This window comes from Streptomyces sp. NPDC058092, assembly GCF_042884935.1.
Taxonomy (GTDB): Bacteria; Actinomycetota; Actinomycetes; order Streptomycetales; family Streptomycetaceae; genus Streptomyces.
Genome location: NZ_JBHVSY010000001.1, coordinates 220,169 through 241,806 on the forward strand (window position 1 = coordinate 220,169; position 21,638 = coordinate 241,806).

The 21,638-nt window shown below is 69.0% G+C and carries 16 protein-coding genes; 10 read left to right on the top strand and 6 right to left on the bottom strand.

All coding sequences use genetic code 11. From position 1 onward, the window contains the following. Nucleotides 1-7: 7 nt before the first annotated feature. Nucleotides 8-871, bottom strand: coding sequence for an alpha/beta fold hydrolase (locus ACFVV1_RS01125; RefSeq protein WP_389982576.1), 864 nt, complete (start codon nucleotides 869-871; stop codon nucleotides 8-10). Nucleotides 872-1,033: 162 nt separating this feature from the next. Here ACFVV1_RS01125 and ACFVV1_RS01130 point away from each other — a divergent pair, with 162 nt between their 5' ends. Then, on the top strand, nucleotides 1,034-1,864 hold the full coding sequence (locus tag ACFVV1_RS01130; RefSeq protein ID WP_389982579.1) for a helix-turn-helix domain-containing protein: 831 nt from the start codon (nucleotides 1,034-1,036) through the stop codon (nucleotides 1,862-1,864). A gap of 148 nt (nucleotides 1,865-2,012) precedes the next feature. Here the strand turns inward: ACFVV1_RS01130 and ACFVV1_RS01135 are convergent, their stop codons facing one another. Together ACFVV1_RS01135 and ACFVV1_RS01140 are read right to left on the bottom strand one after the other, a co-directional pair. Further along, complete coding sequence (locus ACFVV1_RS01135; RefSeq protein WP_389982582.1) at nucleotides 2,013-2,204, bottom strand: hypothetical protein; 192 nt, start codon at nucleotides 2,202-2,204, stop codon at nucleotides 2,013-2,015. An 11-nt stretch (nucleotides 2,205-2,215) separates the two neighbouring features. Next, complete coding sequence (locus ACFVV1_RS01140; protein ID WP_389982584.1) at nucleotides 2,216-3,067, bottom strand: helix-turn-helix domain-containing protein; 852 nt, start codon at nucleotides 3,065-3,067, stop codon at nucleotides 2,216-2,218. Between the two features lie 314 nt (nucleotides 3,068-3,381). Between ACFVV1_RS01140 and ACFVV1_RS01145 the strand changes: the two genes are divergently transcribed. The 3 genes from ACFVV1_RS01145 to ACFVV1_RS01155 all read left to right on the top strand — a co-directional run bounded on the left by ACFVV1_RS01145 (nucleotide 3,382) and on the right by ACFVV1_RS01155 (nucleotide 7,466). Beyond that, nucleotides 3,382-3,972, top strand: coding sequence for a hypothetical protein (locus ACFVV1_RS01145; RefSeq protein WP_389982587.1), 591 nt, complete (start codon nucleotides 3,382-3,384; stop codon nucleotides 3,970-3,972). A 142-nt stretch (nucleotides 3,973-4,114) separates the two neighbouring features. Then, the gene (locus ACFVV1_RS01150; RefSeq protein WP_389982589.1) at nucleotides 4,115-4,840 is read left to right on the top strand and encodes a DUF6333 family protein; all 726 of its coding nucleotides are present in this window, start codon (nucleotides 4,115-4,117) and stop codon (nucleotides 4,838-4,840) included. A gap of 172 nt (nucleotides 4,841-5,012) precedes the next feature. Continuing rightward, the gene (locus ACFVV1_RS01155; protein WP_389982592.1) at nucleotides 5,013-7,466 is read left to right on the top strand and encodes a hypothetical protein; all 2,454 of its coding nucleotides are present in this window, start codon (nucleotides 5,013-5,015) and stop codon (nucleotides 7,464-7,466) included. Between the two features lie 187 nt (nucleotides 7,467-7,653). Here the strand turns inward: ACFVV1_RS01155 and ACFVV1_RS01160 are convergent, their stop codons facing one another. Further along, nucleotides 7,654-10,248: an MDR family MFS transporter gene (locus tag ACFVV1_RS01160; RefSeq protein WP_389983873.1), complete on the bottom strand. Its 2,595-nt coding sequence runs from the start codon at nucleotides 10,246-10,248 to the stop codon at nucleotides 7,654-7,656. Nucleotides 10,249-10,697: 449 nt separating this feature from the next. Between ACFVV1_RS01160 and ACFVV1_RS01165 the strand changes: the two genes are divergently transcribed. Both ACFVV1_RS01165 and ACFVV1_RS01170 read left to right on the top strand, forming a co-directional pair. Next, the gene (locus ACFVV1_RS01165; protein WP_389982595.1) at nucleotides 10,698-10,865 is read left to right on the top strand and encodes a hypothetical protein; all 168 of its coding nucleotides are present in this window, start codon (nucleotides 10,698-10,700) and stop codon (nucleotides 10,863-10,865) included. Nucleotides 10,866-11,042: 177 nt separating this feature from the next. After that, nucleotides 11,043-12,140, top strand: coding sequence for a MerR family DNA-binding transcriptional regulator (locus ACFVV1_RS01170; protein WP_389983876.1), 1,098 nt, complete (start codon nucleotides 11,043-11,045; stop codon nucleotides 12,138-12,140). Here ACFVV1_RS01170 and ACFVV1_RS01175 read toward each other — a convergent pair. Beyond that, nucleotides 12,130-12,741, bottom strand: a complete 612-nt coding sequence (locus ACFVV1_RS01175) for an integrase (protein WP_389982598.1) — start codon at nucleotides 12,739-12,741, stop codon at nucleotides 12,130-12,132. The two genes, ACFVV1_RS01170 and ACFVV1_RS01175, sit on opposite strands and share 11 nt — an antisense overlap. A 947-nt stretch (nucleotides 12,742-13,688) precedes the next feature. On the opposite strand from ACFVV1_RS01175, the gene ACFVV1_RS01180 reads away from it, so the two are divergent. Then, nucleotides 13,689-17,561, top strand: a complete 3,873-nt coding sequence (locus ACFVV1_RS01180) for a S8 family serine peptidase (RefSeq protein ID WP_389982601.1) — start codon at nucleotides 13,689-13,691, stop codon at nucleotides 17,559-17,561. 484 nt (nucleotides 17,562-18,045) lie between these two features. Then, entirely contained in the window at nucleotides 18,046-18,915 is an 870-nt protein-coding gene (locus ACFVV1_RS01185; protein ID WP_389982604.1) for an LLM class F420-dependent oxidoreductase, read from the top strand. A gap of 112 nt (nucleotides 18,916-19,027) precedes the next feature. Here the strand turns inward: ACFVV1_RS01185 and ACFVV1_RS01190 are convergent, their stop codons facing one another. Then, on the bottom strand, nucleotides 19,028-19,531 hold the full coding sequence (locus ACFVV1_RS01190; RefSeq protein WP_389982607.1) for a DinB family protein: 504 nt from the start codon (nucleotides 19,529-19,531) through the stop codon (nucleotides 19,028-19,030). A gap of 202 nt (nucleotides 19,532-19,733) precedes the next feature. Here ACFVV1_RS01190 and ACFVV1_RS01195 point away from each other — a divergent pair, with 202 nt between their 5' ends. Both ACFVV1_RS01195 and ACFVV1_RS01200 read left to right on the top strand, forming a co-directional pair. Then, the gene (locus ACFVV1_RS01195; RefSeq protein WP_389982610.1) at nucleotides 19,734-21,023 is read left to right on the top strand and encodes a sensor histidine kinase; all 1,290 of its coding nucleotides are present in this window, start codon (nucleotides 19,734-19,736) and stop codon (nucleotides 21,021-21,023) included. Further along, the gene (locus ACFVV1_RS01200) at nucleotides 20,987-21,631 is read left to right on the top strand and encodes a LuxR C-terminal-related transcriptional regulator (protein WP_389982613.1); all 645 of its coding nucleotides are present in this window, start codon (nucleotides 20,987-20,989) and stop codon (nucleotides 21,629-21,631) included. The genes ACFVV1_RS01195 and ACFVV1_RS01200 overlap by 37 nt, the downstream gene beginning before the upstream one ends. Nucleotides 21,632-21,638 lie beyond the last annotated feature (7 nt).

Sequence of the window (21,638 nt, forward strand, 5' to 3'; positions counted from 1 at the left end):
GAAATCGTCAAGTGGCCTTGGGCGCTCGAACGGTGTGGATCTCGGCGAAGGACAGGAGAAGTGCGGCGGTCCGCGGCGGATCCTCCAGAATGGGTGTGTGTCCGGCACCGGGCAGCAACTCGACTTTCGCGCCCGGAACGACGCGGTAGTCGGCCGCGGACGAGGGTCGCCATCTGCGGTCTTGGTCGCCGAAGATCACCTGCAGCGGCTTACCGAGGGCCATCAGCCGATCCGGGAGCGCATGCTGGTTCAGATAGGCGGTGGACGCCTGCATTGCTGCGGTGACCGCGTGATAGGTCATGCCGCGCAGTTCGTCGACGAGTTCTTGTGGGACCTGGTATCCCGCGCGGAATGCCGTGCTCGCGAACTGGCGGATCTGCTCGTCGGTCGGTGGCCACTGTGCGGGGTGGAACGCGGTGGGCCCCGGTGCGATGAAGGCATCCATGCTGGGGCCGGTGTTGATGAGCGCGAGCGCGGTCACCAGGTCGGGTCGTTGCTCGGCGAGAGCGGTGGCGGCATAGCCACCGCTGGAGTGGCCGACGACTATGGCGTGCTCGACGCCGAGCCGATCCAGTGCCATGCCGATCCTGCGTCCCTGCTCCGGGGTCGCGTAATCGCCGTCGACCGGTTCGGCCGAGCGGCCGTGCCCCGGCAGGTCGACTCGGATGACGCGATGGAGCGTGGTCAGCAGCGGAACCAGGGCGTCCCACGAACGGCTCGAGGCGGCGGATCCGTGGATGAGCAGGAGCACGGGGGCGTCGCGCGGGCCATCCTGGCAAACGTAGATGTCGCCGTGCTCCAGGCAGAGGATCGGATCCTCGGGGGCGCCGGCGTCGCCGTTCATATGAGGGTGCCTGTCGGGAGGAGTCATGAGCCCACTGTCGCCGCCGGTGCACACCGGCGGCTTGGACAAACGTTCCCTCCTTGGCCCGCGTAGCATTTGGTGATGGGGTCCACCATGAGTGAACGTGACGATTCCGCTGTGTGGGACGTCGCACGTCCGCAGCGGCCCAGCCGGGTGGCTGGTGTCGATATGGCAGGGTTCCGTGTCCCCGGCCCGCCCGTCGGTGGCCTGCGGGTGGTTCCGCACCCGGCCGTGATGCTGATCCTGGAGTTCGGGGCGAGCGCGTCCACCATGGAGGATGGCGCTGGGCGGCGACATCGGGGAAGTCTCGTCGCCGGGCCCGGGTTCGGCTCCGGAGGCGGGGTTCGGGCGTGGGGCGAACATGTCGAGTGCGTGCAGGTGCGCCTGTCCCCAGTGGTCGCAGGTACGGTTCTGGGCGCCTGTCCGGCCGATCTGGCCGGTTCCCTGGTGTCCCTCGACGAGGTGTGGGGCAGGGAGGCGTCACGGATTCGCGAGCAACTGGGCGAAATCCCCTCGTGGGAGGACCGCTTCGCGTTTACGGACGCGTTGCTCGCCCGCCGACTTGAGGCGCGGTCGCCGGTGGACCCGGCGGTGGCCTGGGCCTGGAACCGGATCGTCGTCGGCAGGGGCCTCGTCCGGGTCGACCACCTGGCGGCCGAACTCGGATGGAGCCGCAAGCGTCTGTGGTCCCGGTTCCACTCGCACATCGGCATTCCACCGAAAAGTGCCGCGAAGCTGGTCCGCTTCGACCACGCCGTGCACCGACTGGTCGCGGGTGAAGGCGCAGCCCAAGTCGCGGCGGACGGCGGCTACTACGACCAGTCCCATCTGCATCGGGACGTCATGGCGTTCACCGGTACAACCCCGGCGACCGTGCTGGGCGAGCCATTCCTGACGGTGGACGACCGCGCATGGCCGACCGTGGGAAACCCAACCAAGACCCGCGTTTCCACGGATCTCGGCTCGGTGGTCCCCGACGTCGGCTCACGAGGTCGCTGAGGAAGTGCAGCGACGCTGAGACGGCCCACAGTTGAAGTGGCGTGAGACAGCGGAAGAAGTCGCAGGTCGCAGCGTCGCCGTATGAAGCCGAGCGCGAGATCATACAGGCCCGGCACCGCGAGCGTGTCGCGATGCCGGGCCCTTGTTGTTACAGCAGGTGGTCGGCTTTGCCGGCCTTGATGTCGCGGATCATCTGCTGAAGCGCCTCTCGGCTGTCGGTGAGGTAGTGCGCCTCGGCGCCGGTGACCGCGATATAGCTGTTTCCCGCTTCATCGGTGCCGATCCGGTAGCAGGAGTTTCCTTCGCCGCAGAACGAGTCTTCCCAGTTGACGTCCGACATCGGTCATCTCCTCAGAGTTGGCGTGCGATCGTGTGGATGAAGTCCCGCGACTTGTCCGGCGACAGCGCGATCCCTTCCATCCAGTCCAAGTGGGCCCGGTACTTTGCGAGTTGTGCGTCCGAGTGAACGAAGACGGGGCCATGCGAGTTGTCGATCTGCACGGTGTCGAGCTGAGGCACCGGTCCTTCCGCGTACAGGACGGTCTGTCCGGCGCCCGGGAAGGCTCCCGCCTCGAACGGGATGACCAGCAGCGTCACATTCGCTTGCTCGGACTTCTTCAGCAAATGATTGAGCTGGGCACGGGCCACGTCGCGACCGCCGAACTGCATGCGGAGCGCTGCTTCGTGGACGATCCCTGTGTACGGCGTGGGCCCGTCCCCGTCCAGAACCTCTTGGCGCTCCACGCGATGTGCAAGCCGCAACGCGACTTCCCGTTCCGGCAGTTGGGGGATGACCACCCGGAAGAGGGCCAGGGCGTGGTCGGAGGTCTGGAGCAGCCCCGGGATGTGCATCGAGTACGCGGCTCGCATACGCAGCGCGTGCGCTTCAAGTTCGGCGATGTCGAGCAGACCTTGAGGCAGTGTGCCTCGGTACCTCTCCCACCAGCCGCGCCCGCGTGGTTGGGCCATCTCGACGAGTGCGTCGACGTACTTCTCGTCCGTGCACTCACAGTTGCAGGCCAGCGTGCGTAGGCGATCCGGGCTGATGGGGCGTGCGCCCGCCTCGATGTTCGAGATCTTGCCACGGTCCACACCGAGCAAACCGGCCGCGAACTCGGCGGAGAGGTCGGCCGACGTGCGCATCCTCCGCAGCTCGGCACCGAGTCGCCTCTGACGTTCGGTAGGAGACGTCCTTGCTGCCATGCCGGTCCTTTCTGCATGCGGTCACCGGCAGTCTGCCGCGTGCGCGTGCTACTCGGCCACGAAAGGGTTCAATCACCAGGATCTGAGGGTTATTTTGCCCCCATGGGGCTACATTAAGTGATGCACCGCTCACGCAGTGACGAGCTGAAGTGCATCACGCGGTCCTGCCCGCAACCTCCTTCCCTGGGAGGGGCAGTCCCGCGTCAGGGAGACAAGCCACTGCTCGTCCGCAGCGCAACAGTGTGAGCCACCTGTGCGCGCCCGCGCGAAAGAGAGATACCGCCAACTCGCCACCCGTATCAGGGGAGTCAGCCATGCACTCGTCTCCATTCACCGCAATCTGCCCGGTTCTTGCCGAGGCACGTACGGCGGGCCTGTATCCGCATCCTCATCCCCAGCCCCATCCCCACCCGCATCCGGATCCGCGCTCGGCCGCACCTCGCAGCCCGCACCAGCAACTCCCACAGCTCCCGCAGCCCTACCTGCGCTCCAAGGGCCGCTCCGCGCGCGGCCTCGCGCTGAGTTTCACGCTGCCGGGCGATGTCCGTAGCGCGTTCATCGGGCGTACGGCAATTGCCGCCGCGCTGAAGGCGTACGGGCTCGCCCCGTACGTCTGGTCGGCCACGCACGCTGCGGCCGAACTCATCGCCGTCACGGCCAGGATGAGCCCGGGAAAGGAGCTCTACGTCTCCCTGCGCCACCGGGACGACGCGCTCCGCCTCCTCGTCTGGGACCAGCACCCGCAGCACCCCGAACCGGACATGGCCACGCTCTGCGAGACGCGGCGTCGGCGGGCGCTCTGGCTGCTGGCCGCTGTTGTGGACGACTGGGGCGGGGAGTGGGGTGCCTGCGAGGCCAACCCGCCGCAGCGGGGCATCAAGTCGTGGGTGCAGCTGCCCCGTTGAGACGCGCGGCAATGGTCCCGACGCGCGGCTGGGATCGGTGTCTGCCGTACGGGGTCAGGGTCGTCCGGGTCGTCGACAGGTGCCCGGCATGCTGCGACTGCAACCACTCCGAGGAGATCAGGAACCCGTTACGGTGACGGGCATGTCTGACACCGACTTCTGGACCTCGCCTCCCGACCGCATAACCCAGGGCAGCGGCGGCCGCTACGAACTGACCGTCCTCCACCCGCCGTTCACAGTGGACGCCGGCGAGCTTCCGCCCAATGCCCGGGACCGGGCAGCGGAGTTCGCCCGCTCCCTGGAGACGATCGACGACGTGATCGAAGACCTCGGCCCCCGTAAGCAGAGCGACACGGTTACGGTCGCCACGAGGGCTGATCTGGACGTCGTCCAGGTGGGGGCGTGGGGGAACGTCATGTCGATCTCCGATCCGGCGTTCGCGGACGACGGCAACGACATGCCGCTGCTCGCGGAGGCCACCCGGCTGCGTGAGCGCTTCCCCGACGCGCGGATCGTAGGCCGGGTGGAGGTGCACTGCGGCGCCGAGCACACCGAAGACCTCGTGTGGCTGCCGGACGGCACCATGTTCCATACCTGCGGCTGGCCCGGTGACGAACCGTTCGTCGTGACCGGCGACCCGCAGGCGGTGATGTCCGCCCTCGGGATCACCGCGGAAGTCCTCGAAGACCTCGACGTGTACTTCGACCTGGACGACGACCCGAACCAGAACGACTGGGGCGCCCTCGCCACGGCATGCCTCGGGGACGCGGACCCGTGGGGAAGGGCCGATCTGGACGCCTCCTCACTGCGGGTGCGGCACAGTGAGCACGCGACCAGCCACATGGAAAGCCTGTACTTCACCGGCTGAGCACTCTTCAACTTCCTTCGCATGCAACCGGGTTGACGTGTCGACACGCCCTTAGCAGCTTCTTACATGCCGGCGGATCGTTCTAGGGTGAACGGGCGGCGCGTACACGTCACGGGGGCCTCACGCGCCGCCCCTATCCCCTCAAGGCCCCACACGTGAGGGAAGATCACACTTGAATAGAGCACTGCGCATACCCAAGCGGTGGCGTCTGGCAGGCCGCGTTCTGGCCGTGTTCGGGATCGCCTCCGCGATCACCGTGACCGGCCTGCCCGGCATCGAGACCGACACCGCCACCGCCGCGCCGCGCGCCGTCGCGGCCAGGATCAAGCCCGGCGCGAAGCGCTGCGACGTGAAGAACCTGGGAAGCAAGTACCAGAGCACGCCGACGAACTCGGGGTTCCCCAACGACCCCACCGGCTCGAACTTCTCCGCCTGGCAGGGCAACCCGAAGAACTTCAACTACGACCTGCCCGGCAAGGCGTACGACGGGGTGAAGCCGCCGACGGCCACCGACAGGACCGAGGCCCTGTCGAAGGTCCCGAACGACACGGAGAAGAACTACAAGGCGTGGCAGAAGATCGCGGACAAGTCCGGTGACCCGGAGGACCGTAAGTTCGAGATCTACGCCCGGTACTTCCACAACAAGGAGGGCCTGAGCTTCGACCACTGGTTCGAGCACCGGTTCATCCGCAACCAGACCAACAACCACAAGGGATCGGCGTTCGAACGCCAGCTCGTCCGTGACTTCCGCCTGGTCGGGCCGGACTGGCTGTGTGAGGTCACCGTCGAACTCATCGACGCACAGGGCAACGTCGTCGACACGCGCCGGTACGACGCCTACAACCAGCGGACCAAGGAGTTCAACGAGTTCAAGTCGAACTCGGAGCTGACGAACAAGCAGCTCGCGAAGGACCGGAAGATCGCCCGGTTCATGTCGGACCACAAGTTCCGGTTCACCGGCGCGAAGACGTTCACCGAGGGCCAGCGCAAGAAGATCGACAACCTGAACCGGTACGTCAACCGGCTGCGGCCCGGCCAGACGAACCAGGTCCGCGGTAACCAGCGGATCTACAACCCCGTCCCGCGGACCAAGCCCATCAAGGGCTACTCCGACTACCAGCGGTGGTTCGCCCCGGGCTGCCAGGGCGGTCAGGGCAGGATGCAGCTCGCCGCCGCCTCCACCTGCGGCACCCGCGGCCCGCTGAACGACCGCATCAACGGCTCCGGGAAGACCCTGAAAGAGGCCAAGAAGATCCAGGCCGACGCCCGCCGGATCGACACCCGGGGCACCCTCCCGCGCGGTGGCCCGGGCGGCGTCGACTTCACCACCCTGGAACTGCGCTACGTCGGCGGCCTGGGCAAGGGCAAGGGCATGCAGTACTCCATGCGTGCCGACCAGATGCCCAACCCCGACGAGAACCCCGGCTTCGGCGGCGAGGCGCGCATGCAGCTCTCCTCCGACGCCCTGTTCACCTGGCTCGCACTCACCCCGGAGAAGTTCTGGGTCAACCTCAACCCGGACGAGCCCGACCGGGTCATGGACGCCAAGTTCGGCAAGACCGACGCGGGCCGGGTCCTGCTCGAAGCCGACCTGGAGATGAAGCACGACTTCTCCGAGGCCCTCAACCCCGACAAGCACGCCGGCGCCAAGCGGTACTGGGACACCGCACCCCGCCAGAACGGCATGCCCTGCTTCCCCGGCGTGCGCATGTGGATCGAGCCCAAGCCCGCCCAGGTCCGCGAGCAGGACGGCGGAATCTACATCCTCGACGCACCCCTGAAGGTGTCCACCCAGTGGCTGGACGTTGAGTGGCAGGCACCCGGCTCCACCGAGTGCAAGGGCCTGACCGACGCGCAGAAGCGCGCCATTGAGGCGAACGCCCGCACGAACGTGATGCCGGTGGTAGAGGAACGGGTCAACACCGACCCCGACTACGCCGACCTGCGCGCCGTCTACACCGCCCGCGTCGCCGCCGAGTACATCCGCCAGCAGGACGCGAAGACCCCGACCGACTTCCACAAGATCATCAACTCGAACGACGGCTCCGCGTGGCCGCTGCGCGCCCCCAACGAGAACTGGACCCGCGAAGGCGTCCACAAGCGCTACATGGACTCCATCAAGGAGGGCATCGAGTGGTTCGAGCTGGAGTACGGCGGCAAGGTCTACAACCAGGGCGTCGGCGGCGTGGACTTCTCCAAGCAGCCCAAGCAGAACATCTCCCGCACCCGGTTCAACGTCGAACACCGCACCCTGGACAGCACCACCAAGACGTCCCTCCAGTCCGATGACGTCTCCTACCGGGACACCGACACCCTTTACCTCGGCGGCGGCCGCAACGTGGCGGCCGGCGAAGGCGAGGACCCCAACCCCACCCCCACCCCCACGAAGCCTGGTCCCGACCCGACCAAGCCGGGTGACGACCCGTCGACCCCGGCCCCGGACCCGACCCGGACCGGCGGGAACACCCAGCCGCCGGCGAACAAGCCGGACCCGGACGGCGGCCTCGCCGACACCGGCTCCGACACCCCGATCGGGCTGATCTCCGGTATCGCCGCGGCGGTCTTCGCCGCCGGCGCGGCCCTGGTGTGGTGGATGCGCCGCAGGCGTCAGGACGCCACCGGCTGAACCGACCAGCGGCGATTCGCACGCTCAACACGAGAAGGGCCCCACCCCCGAAAGGCGAGGGGGTGGGGCCCTTCTCGTATGCGCTCTACGGCTTTGCTTCGGCCGTCGACCCGGTCCACCGAGAACAGCGCACGCAGCGCGTCCTGAGGGCCCGTCCCCTGTCGGGCGGATCGGCCGGGGCACGGGATCACCGGGAGTCGGGGCCACCACGTGGAGCCCGGGCCGTGACCAGGAGGCCGGTGAGCAGGCCGGCGAGCAGTGTGAGGCCGACCGCCCACCAGAGGATGACGGAGTAGCCGCCCAGGACCGCCCTGTCCATCTCCCTCACGACGCCGGCCAGTGCTGCCGGAAGCTTCTGCCCGCCGAGCAGGACGCCTTGCTCGGCTGCTTTGGTCAAGCCCTCGGGAGCGCCTGACGTGTGATCCAGCCGGCCGGCGACCGCCGAGGCGAGGATGCCGCCGAACAGGGGCGAGGCGGCCCAGCCGCCCGACTGCTGGGCCATGCTGACCATCGCCGCAGTCCCGCCGGAGTCCTGCGGGGAGATCCCGCCGGTCGCGGTGGCGAAGAGCGGCACGAAGGCCAGGCCGAGACCGAAGCCGATGAGGAGAGTGCCGGGCAGCACCTGGGTGGCGTACGCACTGTCGGTGTCGAGGCCGGTCAGGAGCGCCAGGCCGATCGCCGCCAGTACCAGGCCCGGCACGATGATGTTGCGGGGCGCCAGCCGGCGGTACAGGCGGGCGGAGACCTGAGTCGAGGCGATGACGACCGCACCGGCCATGGGCAGCAGGGCCACGCCGATCTGGGACGGGCTATAGCCGAGGGCAAACTGCAGGTACCTGGTCAGGACCAGCTGCTGGACGAACACGCCCATGCCGATGAAGGTCAGGGCGAGGCAGGAGCCGAAACGGTTGCGGTCCTGGAAGACGTACGGCGGCAGAAGAGGGTTGGTCGTGCTGGTCTGCCACCAGGCGAAGAGCAGGAGCAGGGCGAGTCCGCCCACGAGGAGGATCACGACCAGGAGATCGGCCCAGCCGTGCGACTCGGCCTGGCTGAAGCCGTAGACGAGGGCGGCGAGCCCGACGGAGCCGAGCAGCAGGCCTGGTACGTCGAGGCGGGCAGGGGTGCGGACCGGGGTGTCGTGTACCAGGGCGGCCGCACCGATCAGGCTCACGGCGAGCGGGATGCCGGCGTACAGACACCAGCGCCAGCTCAGACTGTCGATCAGCCATACGTTCGCGTACAGGCCGATCGCCGTCCCGCCGCCGGCGATCGCCGCGTAGATCCCGAAAGCCCTGCCCCGCTCCTTCGGATCGGTGAAGCCGGCCGACACCAGCGCCAGCACGACCGAGGAGAGCAGCGCGGCGGACGCGCCCCGCAGGACGGCGGCCCCGAGGAGCGCGCCGAGAGAAGGGGCCGAGCCGCCGATCGCGCATGCCACCGCGTAGCCGGCCAAACCGGTGATCAACATCCGTTTGTGGCCGAGGAGATCGGCAATGTGTCCGCCGAGCAGCAGCAGTATGCCGAATGCCAGCCCAGAGGCGAGGGGCATCGAGTCCAGGTCGTCGGCGGAGAGGTTCAGATCGGCGAAGATCGACGGGAGCGCCATGTTCGTGGTCGTCGAGCCGATCAGCACCAGCAGCTGCGCCAGCGCGGCCACCCCCAGTCCCCACCACCGCCTGGGGTGCGGGACCTGGGCACCGGCCGGGGCGGGGGGCATGGGCAGGCCGCCGGGCACCGGGCCCGCGGATGGTGCGAATCCCGGCGGCGCCGGGCGGTGGTCGGGGGTCGTCGGGGTGTAGGCGGGAGGCGGGGGAAGTGGCTGGGGCTGCGGGGGATGCTGGGCCTGGGCAGGAATACGCGGGTCCGACTGCGCGACCCGTGTCTCGGGGGTGAAGTCCAGCAACTTGGCTGCGTGGCGCCCGAGTTGGGCGAGCATCGAGCCGGGTAGCCATTCGCCGTCCTGGTCGGTGGCCGTGCGGGCGGCCACGTCGGCGGGCGTGGGCCGCTGTGCCGGGTCCTTGTGCAGGCATTCCCGTACGAGATCGACGAGCGACTCCGGTACGCCGGTCAGGTCCGCCTCCTCCTCCGCGATCCGGAAGAGATGCGCGTTCAGGCCGGTTTCCGTGGCGCCGAAGAGGAGGCGGCCGGTCGCGGCGTAGACCAGGACGGCCCCCAGGCAGAACACATCGCTGGCCGCGGTGAGTTCGAGGCCGCGCACCTGCTCGGGCGACATGAAGCCGGGGGAGCCGATGAGCATCCCCGTGCGGGTGTGCAGGCTGTCCCCGGCGAGGCTGTCCATCGCCCGTGCGATACCGAAGTCGATCACGCGCGGGCCGTCCACCGTCACCAGCACGTTGGACGGTTTCAGGTCGCGGTGGATCAGGCCCGCCGCGTGGACCGACTGAAGAGCCACTGCGAGGCGGTTGGCGAGCGTGCGGACCGAGTGCTCGGGCAATGGCCCGAAGTCCTTGGCGACCACGGTGGTCAGATCGGGCCCGGGGATGTACTGGGTCGCCACCCAGGGCACCGGGGCCTCGGTGTCGGCGTCGAGCACGGCTGCCGTCCAGGTCCCGCCCACCCGCCGGGCAGCCGCCACCTCGCGGGCGAACCGCTTACGGAATTCCGGGTGCTGGGCGTGCTCGGCCTGCACCACCTTCACGGCCACGGTCCGTCCGGCTTCCGAGCGTCCCAGGTACACCAACCCCATACCGCCCGCGCCCAGACGGGCTATCAGGCGGTACGGGCCGATGCGTGTCGGATCCTCGGTGATCAATTGGTCCACGGCAACAAAGTAGTTGAGGAGCCCGGACCCCGGTGTCGATTCACGGTGAATGAATCCGCCCTCGGCCGTACTGCGCAGCCGTACCGGCAGCTCCCGCAACTCCCGCAGCCCTGCCTGCGCTCCAAGGGCCGCTCCGCGCGCGGCCTCTCGCCGGGCCTCATGGCACGCCACCGGAGCATGGGGGTCAAGAACAAACGTGACACTCCGGGGGCCGGATGTCACGTTCCAGGACAAGGGCCCCTACCCCCGGAGGCATTTCGAAGCCGCTTTCCGCCTCCGTGGGGTGAGGGCGACGAAACGCGCGGCGCTCGTCGCGTACCGGCCGCTGGCGTCACGAGGTCTTGACGGCGTACGGGCCCGGCACGGAGGTCGTCACCGTTCTTGGCGTAGCGGCGTTAGCGCGACGGGAGCGGTGTCCGGCTGTCAGTCCCCGCGCCTAGGGTGCCCGCGTGATCAGCTGGATACAGGGCTCGTTCCGCGGCCACGAGGTGAATGTCGTCCTCGCCCGCGGCGTCCCCCTCGACACGCTCACCCAAGGCCTTCGCGACCGGCAGCGAGAACCGCTCGCCTCCGGCGAAACGGACGGATGGGCGTGGGCGGTGCATTCTCTGAACTAGAGATACAAGACCGTTCCAGCGGCCGCTGCCCGCGTATTTCGGAACTGGCGTGGCCAATTGCAGCCCGAATTGCCTCGGACCGCTGCTTCGCGTTCGGCTCTTGCTGCCGTGAGTGAGGCTCTTGACCCTCACGTGGCGTCAGGCTGCATAGTCGGTGCCGTGGGAGATCACTGGACCGTGGGACGCGTGGCCGAGCTGGCCGGCGTGAGCGTCCGCACGCTGCATCACTATGACGAGATCGGGCTCGTTCGGCCGTCGGCGCGGACCCTGGCCGGGTACCGGGCCTATTCGGCGGGCGACGTGGAGCGGCTGCGGGAGGTGCTGGCCTATCGGCGGTTGGGCTTCGGGCTGCGGGAGGTTGCGGAACTGGTCGGCGACCCGTCCACCGACGCGGTCGCGCACCTGCGCCGACTGCGCGGCCTGCTGCTGGAGCGGCGTGATCGCGCTGACGCCATGGTGGCGGCCATCGACAGGGAACTCGAGGCACGGGCGAAGGGACTGAAGGTGACACCGGAGGAGCAACTGGAGATGCTCGGTGCACGGCTGTACGACGCGATCGGCGGCGCCTACACCGCGACACGGCGTACCGAGCCGCGGATCGCCGCGCAGATCTGGGACGCGCTCGGGGACGCGCAGACGGTGCTGAACGTCGGGGCCGGCACCGGCTCCTACGAGCCTGCTGATCGCGACGTGACTGCAGTGGAGCCATCGGCGGTCATGCGGGGGCAGCGGCCGGCCGGCTCGGCGCCGTGCGTGGCCGCCGCCGCGGAGAGCCTGCCGTTCGAGGACCACTCCTTCGACGTCGCGATGGCCGTCTCCACCGTTCACCACTGGGCGGACCCGATAGCGGGGCTGCGCGAGATGCGGCGCGTGGCCCGCCGCGTGGTGGTGCTCACGTTCGACACCGACGAGCCCGGATGGCAGGACCGGTTCTGGCTTACCCGCGACTACCTGCCCGAGTTCGCCGCCGTCCTCGCAGAATTTCCCTCGCTTGCTGGGATGGCCGACGCGATCGGCGCCCGCGCTGAGCCGGTGCCCATCCCGTGGGACTGCGCTGACGGCCTGTTCGAGGCGTACTGGCGCCGACCGGGGGCGTATCTGGAGGATCACGTGCGCCGTGCAATGTCGGTGTGGACGAGGGTCGGGCCGGAGGCCGAGCAGCGGGCGGTACGAAGCCTCAGCGACGACCTCGCATCCGGCCGTTGGGCCGAGCGCAACAGCGACCTCGCCGACCTCGACGCGGCAGACCTCGGCCTCCGCCTGCTCATAGCTTGAACCGCGTGGCAGCGTCAGTGTCATGGCGGCTCCTGGACGGCCCGCCGGTCATGTGCGGCGCTGAGCGGGCATGGCGCTGGGACAGGACAGGACCGGCGGCGCGACCCGGCATGCCCGGGTCGATCGCCCGCGAGCTCAGCTGATCGATCCGTGCAAGCTTGTCCTCCGCTCCGGCGAGGCTGATTCGCAGACCTTCGATCTCGCCGAGCCATCCTTCGCGTTCGGCTTCGGCGATACGGGCGAGCAGGTTGTCCCGGATCTCCTCCAACCGGGCGCGTTGGGCCGGTTCGGGTCGGAGGAGCGAGCAACGAACACAAGCGTGTTCATGAACACAAGGGCTTGAAAAGGCACGAGCGCAGATGCCGATGGATACCTTGCGCTTCTCGAAGTGCGCGAGGAATGCGTCCCACTCCTCCTCGGTGGGGGTCCGGTACTCTTCACCGGGTCGGGTGGCCCGGCGGCAGGCAATGAAGGCGCGGTGAGCCTCGATGGCTTCGGCCGGATAGATCGCCTTGTAGCCCATCGTCGTATCAAGGCTCTTATGGCCGCAGATCACTTGGGCGATGTGGGGTGGCAGGCCGTTCATGATGGCGTCGGTCACGAAGATGCTGCGGAAGTCGTGCGGCGAGGGGATTCCTCATATCCCGCGAGTCGAAGCGGAACGTTTCGACCTTGTGCCGACGGCTGTCGGGCCCCCGCTCGTACGTCCACTGTTTGGTCGCGGTGGTCGCCCGCCCACGGCCGTACTCGCGCGACGCGGACCGCCTGGGCGGGTCCCCGACCCACGTCACCTCCCACTGCTCGTCGAGGGTCCGCACCTCGCGCTTCGAGGGGACCAGGCGCATCCGGGTCCTGATGGTCCGCTCCAACTGCCCACGGGAGAAGGAGGAACCCGTGACAGGCTCCAGGATCCGCCACTCCGCCACCAGGTCGGCCTTCTCCGAGGGGTTGGCGCTGCGCACGGCGAACGGCACGTCCGGGCCGTGACCAGCGGAAGCGGCTCCTCGACCCGCCCCTCCGTTCCGTGAGGGCCGCAGCCCCCGTCTCCGTCGCACCTCGCGGCGCGGTACCCGAATTGACCTCCGCCACCGGCGGACAGTTCCGAGGCGCCGGAGAGGATCAGCACCGCGGCGTACGCGTCCGGGCATCCGTGCCGACTGCCGACCAGCCCGGACGACCGGAGTAGGCGTAGTGCCACGCACAACGCACACCCGGGCCGGAGGGAGCCCGTTGGCGCGCGAGATCGCCGGGGGCGACCGGCCGCCCGGAGAGCAACGCGGCGTACAAGGCCTCTGATTCCGGGTCGACGTCCAACACCTCAAGCCTGGCGGCCGTTCTGGCCGTCCGGACGGCCAGAACGGGGGGCGGAACAAGTGGCGCAGACTCGCCATTGACGACCTTCCGCCGGGCTCGGATGTTCCTGGCAGTGAGCCGGTCCGCTTCACTTCCACCGACAGCGCACCCGAACTGTCAGCCTGCGTTAACCCTGACGCTGCCGTTATGGCGTCACTCGGGTGCGTCCCGGCCCGCGCCCCCGAGAGGCAACCGATGCATATCTCCTCCGAACGAATACGGCGAACCGCCGCCACCGGGGCGGCTCTTGCCGTCGCCCTGTCCCTGACCGGTCTGCCCGGTGCCGCAAGCGCGGCGCCTGCCCCGCCCGGTCCGCGCCCGGCGGGCGCGGGAACGCTGCCCGTGTCGCAACGGCCGGCCCCGTCCATGGTGACCCTGATCACCGGGGACAAGGTCGCCGTGACGACCGCCGCCGACGGCAGGCAGTCGGCGAACATCGTCGACGAGGCCGGCTCGTCGAAGCAGTTCGAGATCACGAGCGGACCCGACGGCGACCTGTACGTCTACCCGGACGACGCTCTCCCGGGCGTCAGCGCCGGCATCGTCGACCGCGAATTGTTCAACGTCACCCGGGCCGTCAAGGACGGCTACGGCGACACGAAGTCCGGCAAGGTGCCGGCCATCGTCGACTTCCAGGGCACACCCTCCGCCGCCGCCTTGAAGCAGCAGTCCGAGGAACTTCCGGGCAGCGAGAGCAAGCGGGTCATGCCCCGGCTCGGGCTGACCGCGGTGAACGTCGACAAGGCGAAGGCGGCGTCCTTCTGGAATGCCGTCAAGCCGCGCCCCGGAAGGGCCAGGAGCGGGGCAGGCGCCGTCTCGCCCGGCAGCGCCGGTGTGGCAAAGCTCTGGTACGACGGCAAGGCGAAGGTGACGCTGGACCACAGCGTTGCTCAGATCGGCGCCCCCGAGGCCTGGGCCGAAGGCTACGACGGCAAGGGTGTGAAGGTCGCGGTGCTGGACACCGGCGCCGACCTGAACAACGCGGACATCGCGCCCAGAATCGCTGCCAGCCAGAGCTTCATCGCAGGGGAGACGGCCCAGGACGGCCACGGTCACGGTACGCATGTCGCGTCCACCGTCGTAGGCAGTGGCGCCAACTCCGGCGGCAAGTACAAGGGCGTCGCCCCCAGCGCCGACCTCCTCGTCGGCAAGGTGCTCAGCAATGAAGGCTCCGGGGCCGAGTCGGAGATCCTCGCCGGTATGGAATGGGCGGTGGCGCAACACGCCGACATCGTCAGCATGAGTCTCGGGATGTCGAACCCCGATCCGGACGGGGACGTGCTCACCGAGGCCGTGGACTCGCTCAGCGCCTCCTCCGGCACCCTGTTCGTCATCGCGGCAGGCAACGACGGCAGGAAGGGCGAGTCGACCCTGGGCAGCCCCGGCGTTGCCGACGCCGCGCTGACCGTCGGCGCGGTGGACGGGTCCGACGTACTGGCGGACTTCTCCAGCCGCGGCCCGCGCCTCGGTGACATGGCCATTAAGCCGGAGATAACCGCTCCAGGTGTCGACATCGTCGCCGCCCGGGCGGCCGGCACCGCCATAGGCACCCCGGTCGACGCCCACTACACGGCGCTCAGTGGCACCTCGATGGCCACCCCGCATGTCGCGGGCGCAGCGGCGATCCTGGCCCAGCGCCACCCCGACTGGACCGGACAGCGCATCAAGCAGGCACTGGCCGCGCACTCCCAGCGGTCGGACAGCCAAACCGTCTACCAGCAGGGCTACGGCCGGGTCGACATCCCGGCCGCGCTGGACTCCGTGCTGGAGCTGTCGGGCAAGGCCGACTTCGGCCTGATCAAGTGGCAGAAGGACACCTACAAGAAGCAGAGCCGGACGATCACCTTCCGTAACGCCGGAGCGTCGGACGCCACTGTGACGCCGGTCGCCTCGGCCAAGCGGAGCGACGGCAAGGACGTCGCCGAGGGCGCGATCGTCCTCTCCAGCTCGGGCCTGACGGACGGGAAGCTGACCGTCCCGGCCGGCGGCAGCGCCGAGGTCACCGTCACTCTCGATCCGAACGTGGTGACGGCCGGCCAGTACAGCGGCTACGTCACCGCGACCGCCGACGACGGCGCGCCGGTGCACACCCCGATCGGTTTCATCAAGGACGCCGAACACCGCGATGTCACAGTCAAGTTCACCGACCGCTTCGGCAACGTTCCTCAGGTTGTCAACGTGGCCGTCCACGGCATGGACAACAGCACCTCCAAGTCCGCGCGGCTGTGGGCCACGGACAGCGCCACCTTCTCGCTGCCGGTCGGCCGCTACTCGGTCGAGGGCACGCTCTACACCGCGTACCCCGGCGGCAGTCCGATGGACCTGTACTCGGGCGACCTGTTCGCCGTGCCCGAGATCGATCTCGCCGACCGGGACCGGACTTTCGCCGTCGACGGCACCACCGCCACCGACTTCACCGCCGAGACAAACGGCGAGAAGCGGCCGTTGGAGGACGCCGCGTACTCCATAGCTCTGCAGCGCCACGACGGGACCGGGGGCCATCTCGGCATGTTCGCCCTCACCGGCCTGCGCAATACGACCGAGCAGAAGTCCGGCGCCATCCCCAGTGAGGCGGCCACCACCGGCGCCCTGGGGCTGGAGAGCTTCGTCACCCGGCACGAGCCGCTGCTCCGCGCGTCGGTGACCAGCCCCGAGCGCCTCAGTATTCCCCTCAAGTCTCCGCAGCTCGCCCAGCGGTTCGAGGGCACCAAGAACGTCCCGCTGATCGACGCCGGCACCGGCACCGAGCAGGACTTCGCCACCATCGGCGCCACCGGTAAGGCGGTGCTCATCTCCGCGTACGACACCAGGTCCGTCAATGCCCAGGTCCGCCGCGCCGCGGCCGCCGGGGCCGTCGCCGTGATCGTGGCGCCGTCCACCCCGGGCCCGCGTGGCAGCGGGGTCGCGGGTGACCTGACCATCCCGGTCGCCGACACCAGCTACGACAGCGGACGCACACTGCTCTCGCTGCTCGCCAAGGGCAAGGTCACCATCAGGCTGGACGGCGCCCTGGAATCCGGCTACACCTACTCGGCGCAGTTCGCCGACAAGGGCCGCATCCCCGCCAGTCTGGCCAAGACCGCGGCCACCCGCGATTTCGTCAAGGTGCACAACACTTTCCACTCCGACCAGACCCGGCACATGGGCCACGAGGTCCTCAGTGCCTGGAGCCCGGGCCAGCCGATATCGGTCCACCAGATCCAGAACATCAATCTGGGTGTCAGCAGGGATGACTACATACTGGCGAGCCCCGATCTGGACTACCAGCCCACTGTGTATTCCAACTTCGGGGACAACCTGTCGATGGAAGTCCCTCGTCTCAAATACAGCACGCCGGGCAAGAACTACCAGCAGCACTGGTTCGCCGCGCCGATGCGCGTGTCCCCGTACGATCCGGGGTACTGCACCTTCTGCCGCACCGACACCTGGATGCGCGGCATGTCCGTCGGATACGGCGGGGACAGCGACCCGACACATGTCATGGGGGGCGGGCAGAGCAGCCGCTGGAGGTACTTCCGCGACGGCGAGCAGATCACCGACCCCAGCAAGCTGATGGTCCCGCAGAAGGCCGACTACCAGTTCGTCCAGGACCTGACCCGGGCCAGGGACAGTCTGGGTATCACCTTGGGCGGAAAGGTCCACACCGAGTGGAACTTCACGTCCGCCGCGGCGACCGGCATGGCCGTCAAGGACTGTGAGAAGTACCGGCCCGAGCCCACCGTCTGCGAGTCCATGCCCGCGGTCATGCTCGGTTACGACGTGCCGTTGAACATCCTGAACCAGGCAGCGGCCGGCCGGGCGTTCGCCTTCACCGTGGACGCCGGTCGTCCCAAGGGCTGGACCGGGTCCGGCGGCATCGCCGGCGCCAAGGTGTCGGTCTCCTACGACGACGGGGCCACCTGGAAGTCCGCCAAGGTGCTGCGCAAGGACAGCAACTCCTTCCGGGCCCTTGTGCAGCATCCCGAGGCAGCGGACACCAACGGGTTCGTGACCCTCAGGACCGAGGCCTGGGACGCCGCGGGCAACCGCACCGTCCAGACCATCACCCGGGCCTACGCCCTCAAGTAGCGAGACGCTCACGCCGGGCTGGACGCGGCGACTTGCGTGCTCGGCGCGAGCCCGTCGTTCAGCTCGGCCCTGTCCGAGGCAAGCAGCCAGGCCCCTGAAGGGTCACGGCTGAAAGTCAGTGTGTGGGGAAGTGAGTACTGCTCGTACTCCGGCGTATGCGTCGGCCGGGCGGCAGGAACGGTGCCGTATCGCGCGAGCCGGACACCCTGGCGGCCTCCATGTCGTGCCCGTGCCGGTTTCTCGTCCAGGGCTCCCACCGGCGAGCTCGTGGGCACGGGGCCGGCTCGGCCGGGTGTACCGAAATGCCGATGGCTCCGACCTCGCGTAGCGTGGCAAATCGGTTGCGAAGAACATGCCCGACCGCGCGTACGTGAACGTCGACGCAGTGCAGAGCGAGTACGCCAAGCACGAGTCCAGCTGAACACCTCGGCCGGGGCGGCGACGCCGTCCCGGTCTGCTCCCCCATGACCCGCGGAGGTCGGACGTGAAGCTCGGCTTGCACTACTGGAACTACTCGACACCGGCCGACCCCGCTCTCATCGCGCCGACCCTCGCGGAGTCGGTGCGGATCGCCGAGCAGGCGGGGATCGCGTCGTTCACCGCGATGGACCACTACTTCCAGATGGACACCGGGCAGACCGTCGCCGACGAGCCCATGCTGGAGGGGTACACCACGCTCGGCTACGTCGCGGCGGTGAGCGAGCGCATGACGCTCGGCCTGATGGTCACCGGAGTGATGTACCGGCACCCCGGGCTGCTGGCGAAGATCGTCACCAGCCTCGATGTGCTGTCGGGCGGCAGGGCCAGGCTGGGCATCGGCGCCTCCTGGTACGAGCGGGAGCAGTACGGGCTCGGAGTGCCCGTGGTTCCGGTCGCCGAGCGCTTCGAGCGGCTGGAGGAGACGATCCTGATCTGCCTGCAGATGTGGAGCGACGACAACGGCCCCTTCCACGGCCGTCATTACCAGCTCGCCGAAACGCTGTGCGTGCCCGAGCCGATCGGCGAGCGCCCCTCGATCATGATCGGCGGCGGGGGTGAGAGGAAGACGCTGCTCCTGGTCGCCCGGTACGCGGACGCCTGCAATCTGTTCGCCACCGGCCAGGAGGAAGTGGCCCACAAACTCGATGTGCTGCGCGCCCACTGCGCCGCGGAGGACCGGGACTACGACGCCATTACGAAGACCGTGATGTACAACGGCCCGGTGCTGGACCGGCCGGACGTGTTCCTCGCCGACGCGGAGGCGTACGCGAGCCTGGGCATCAGCGAGATCCAGGTGCTGCCGGACCGGCACCCGGTCAGCTTCACCCACCAGGTGGCCGAGCACCTCGCACCCGCGATCGCCGGGATCGGGTAGCCGAACGCCGAACGCCGAACGCCGTGCGACGCGGGTGCGATCGCGGCTCGCCGCCGAGGCAAGGCGGTCAGCGGCAACAGCCCGGACCGGCACTGCGCAAGGCGGACGCGTCCTAGACCCCGGTGGTGCCGTCGACGATCTCCCGGATCATGTCGAGGTGGCCGTTGTGCCGGGCCGTCTCCTCGATCAGGTGCAGGACGATCCAGCGCAGATCCGGGTAACGGCCGTCGCTGCGTGGCCGTTTGGCCGGCGTGTCCAAGTCGTGGGAGGCGACCAGTTCGCGGTAGCGGGTGGTCCGTGCCTCGTACTGCGCCAGCACATCGGCGAGCGGCATGTCCACCGCGATGCGCATCTCGCGGTCGGGGTCCTCGTCCGTCCAGGGGCCCTCGTCCTCGCCGCCGAGGAAGTCCACCTCGAACCAGGCGTACTCGACCCAGCTGAGGTGGTTGATCAGCCCGGCGATCGTCATCAGCGGGGAGCCGGGCAGCGGGGCCCGGCGGGCATCCTCCGGTGAGACGCCCTCGCACTTCGCGCGTGCGGTGTCGCGTACGTAGTCGAGGAAGGTGGCCAACTGGGTGCGCTCGTCCCATGCGGGAGGCGAATCGGTGCGTGTCATCGACGTACACCATGGGCGATTCAGCCGGCGTTGTCCATCGGATAGTCCAAGGGCGACGGACACCGGCCGGTGACCTCGACGCGGTCGGGCAGGGGGACCTGAGTCCCCCTGGAAATGGGGGTCAGGCCCAATGCTCCCGGCGCCGTCGCACGACAGACTGCTCTCTGCCGGACCAAGAGGCCACTCGCAGGAGGCAGCAGCCATGACCGCACCAGCACCGCCCAGACCCTGGCAGCCGCCACTGCGGGGACTCGCCCTGGTGGCGCAGAAGGTGCCACAGCTCGCACTCTTCGTCCTGATGGTGATCTCCCTCGTGTATCTCGGGCTCGGCGTGGGTGTGCTGCTCCTGCCGCTCGTCGTGGCGGGTGTACGGAAGCTGGCGAACCGGTCGCGGCGCCTCGCGCACACCTGGTCCGGGGTCAGGATCTCCGAGCCGTACCGTCCGCTGCCGGCCCGCGAGCCGGGATTCGCCGGCCGGTGGCACCGGTGCCGGCACCTGCTCTCCGACCCCGCCACCTGGCGGGACATGCTGTGGACGGTCGGCGACCCCGTCGTCGGCACCGTGCTCGCGCTGCTGCCCGCGGCGCTGCTGGTCTACGGGCTGGAGGGCCTGGTCTTCCCGTTCGTCTGGGACGCCCTCGTGTCGGCCGGCTACGACGACCACTACGCCGGTCTGATCCGGGTGAGCGGCGAGCGGGGCGTGGGCACCTGGCTGATGCCCCTGGCGGGCATCGGGTTCATCGGCCTCGGCCTCTGGGCCGGACCCCGGCTCCTCACCGCCCACGCCCGGTTCACCCGCAAGCTGCTCGGCCCGCGCCCCGGGGACGAACTCGTCGCCCGCGTCGGGCATTTGACCCGGACGCGCGGGGCGGTCGTGGACAGCCAGGCGGCGGAGCTGCGCCGCATCGAACGCGATCTGCACGACGGGGCGCAGGCCCGGCTGGTCGCCATGGGCATGAATCTCGACGCCGTCGAACAACTCCTGGACACCAACCCCGAAGCCGCGCGGGCCCTGTTGGCGCAGACGCGGGACTCGTCATCGAAGGCGCTCGGCGAACTCCGCGACCTTGTCAGGGGAATTCACCCACCGGTCCTCTCCGACCGGGGACTGGGCGACGCCGTACGTGCCCTGGGGCTGGACAGCCCCCTCCCGGTCGACGTCGTCGTCGATCTGCCGGGGCGGCTGGACGCACCGGTCGAGTCCGCCGCGTACTTCGCCGTCGGTGAACTGCTGACGAACACGGCGAAGCACGCCCGTGCCGGACGCGTCTGGATCGACATCCGGCACGACGACGACGCGTTGCGCATCAGCATGAGCGACGACGGGATCGGCGGTGCGAACGCGTCGGCGGGGACCGGGCTGCGCGGAATCGAGAGCCGCATTGCCGCATTCGACGGCATACTTGCCGTGAACAGCCCCCAGGGCGGACCGACGATGGTGACCATGGAGATCCCGTGCGCATTGTTCTCGCCGAAGATCTCTTCCTCCTGAGGGAAGGCCTGGTCCGCCTCCTGACGGCCCACGGATTCGAGATCGCCGCCGCCGTCGACAACGGCCCCGAACTCCTGGACGCGCTCATCGAGCACCGGCCCGACGTGGCGCTCGTGGACGTACGCCTCCCCCCGACCTTCACCGACGAGGGGCTGCGCGCCGCCATCGAGGCCCGGACCAGGATCCCCGGACTTCCGGTGCTGGTGCTCTCGCAGTACGTGGAGCAGCTCTACGCCCGCGAGCTCCTCGCGGACGGCTCCGGCGGGGTCGGCTACCTGCTCAAGGACCGGGTCTTCGACAGCCGGCAGTTCATCGACTGTGTGCGCCGGGTGGCCGCCGGAGGCAGTGCGATGGACCCGGACGTGGTGGCGAAACTCCTGGCGGGCAACGCGAGCGACGAACCGCTGGGCCGGCTCACCGCACGCGAGCGCGAGGTGCTGTCGCTGGTGGCGGAGGGCCGCTCCAACGCCGCCGTCGCGGGACGGCTCGGCGTCAGTGAGAAGGCCGTCACCAAGCACACGTCGAATGTCTTCGCGAAACTCGGCCTGGCACCCTCCGACGACGACAACCGCCGCGTTCTCGCCGTCCTCGCCTATCTGAATTCCTGAAGTTCGC

What these genes read in the sequence shown, in the direction of transcription:
- ACFVV1_RS01145 (WP_389982587.1), top strand. Translation starts at nt 3,382, where the DNA reads ATGCACTCGTCTCCATTCACCGCAATCTGCCCGGTTCTTGCCGAGGCA.
- ACFVV1_RS01125 (WP_389982576.1), bottom strand. Translation starts at nt 871, where the DNA reads ATGACTCCTCCCGACAGGCACCCTCATATGAACGGCGACGCCGGCGCC.
- ACFVV1_RS01135 (WP_389982582.1), bottom strand. Translation starts at nt 2,204, where the DNA reads ATGTCGGACGTCAACTGGGAAGACTCGTTCTGCGGCGAAGGAAACTCC.
- ACFVV1_RS01130 (WP_389982579.1), top strand. Translation starts at nt 1,034, where the DNA reads ATGGCAGGGTTCCGTGTCCCCGGCCCGCCCGTCGGTGGCCTGCGGGTG.
- ACFVV1_RS01180 (WP_389982601.1), top strand. Translation starts at nt 13,689, where the DNA reads ATGCATATCTCCTCCGAACGAATACGGCGAACCGCCGCCACCGGGGCG.
- ACFVV1_RS01190 (WP_389982607.1), bottom strand. Translation starts at nt 19,531, where the DNA reads ATGACACGCACCGATTCGCCTCCCGCATGGGACGAGCGCACCCAGTTG.
- ACFVV1_RS01140 (WP_389982584.1), bottom strand. Translation starts at nt 3,067, where the DNA reads ATGGCAGCAAGGACGTCTCCTACCGAACGTCAGAGGCGACTCGGTGCC.
- ACFVV1_RS01150 (WP_389982589.1), top strand. Translation starts at nt 4,115, where the DNA reads ATGTCTGACACCGACTTCTGGACCTCGCCTCCCGACCGCATAACCCAG.
- ACFVV1_RS01195 (WP_389982610.1), top strand. Translation starts at nt 19,734, where the DNA reads ATGACCGCACCAGCACCGCCCAGACCCTGGCAGCCGCCACTGCGGGGA.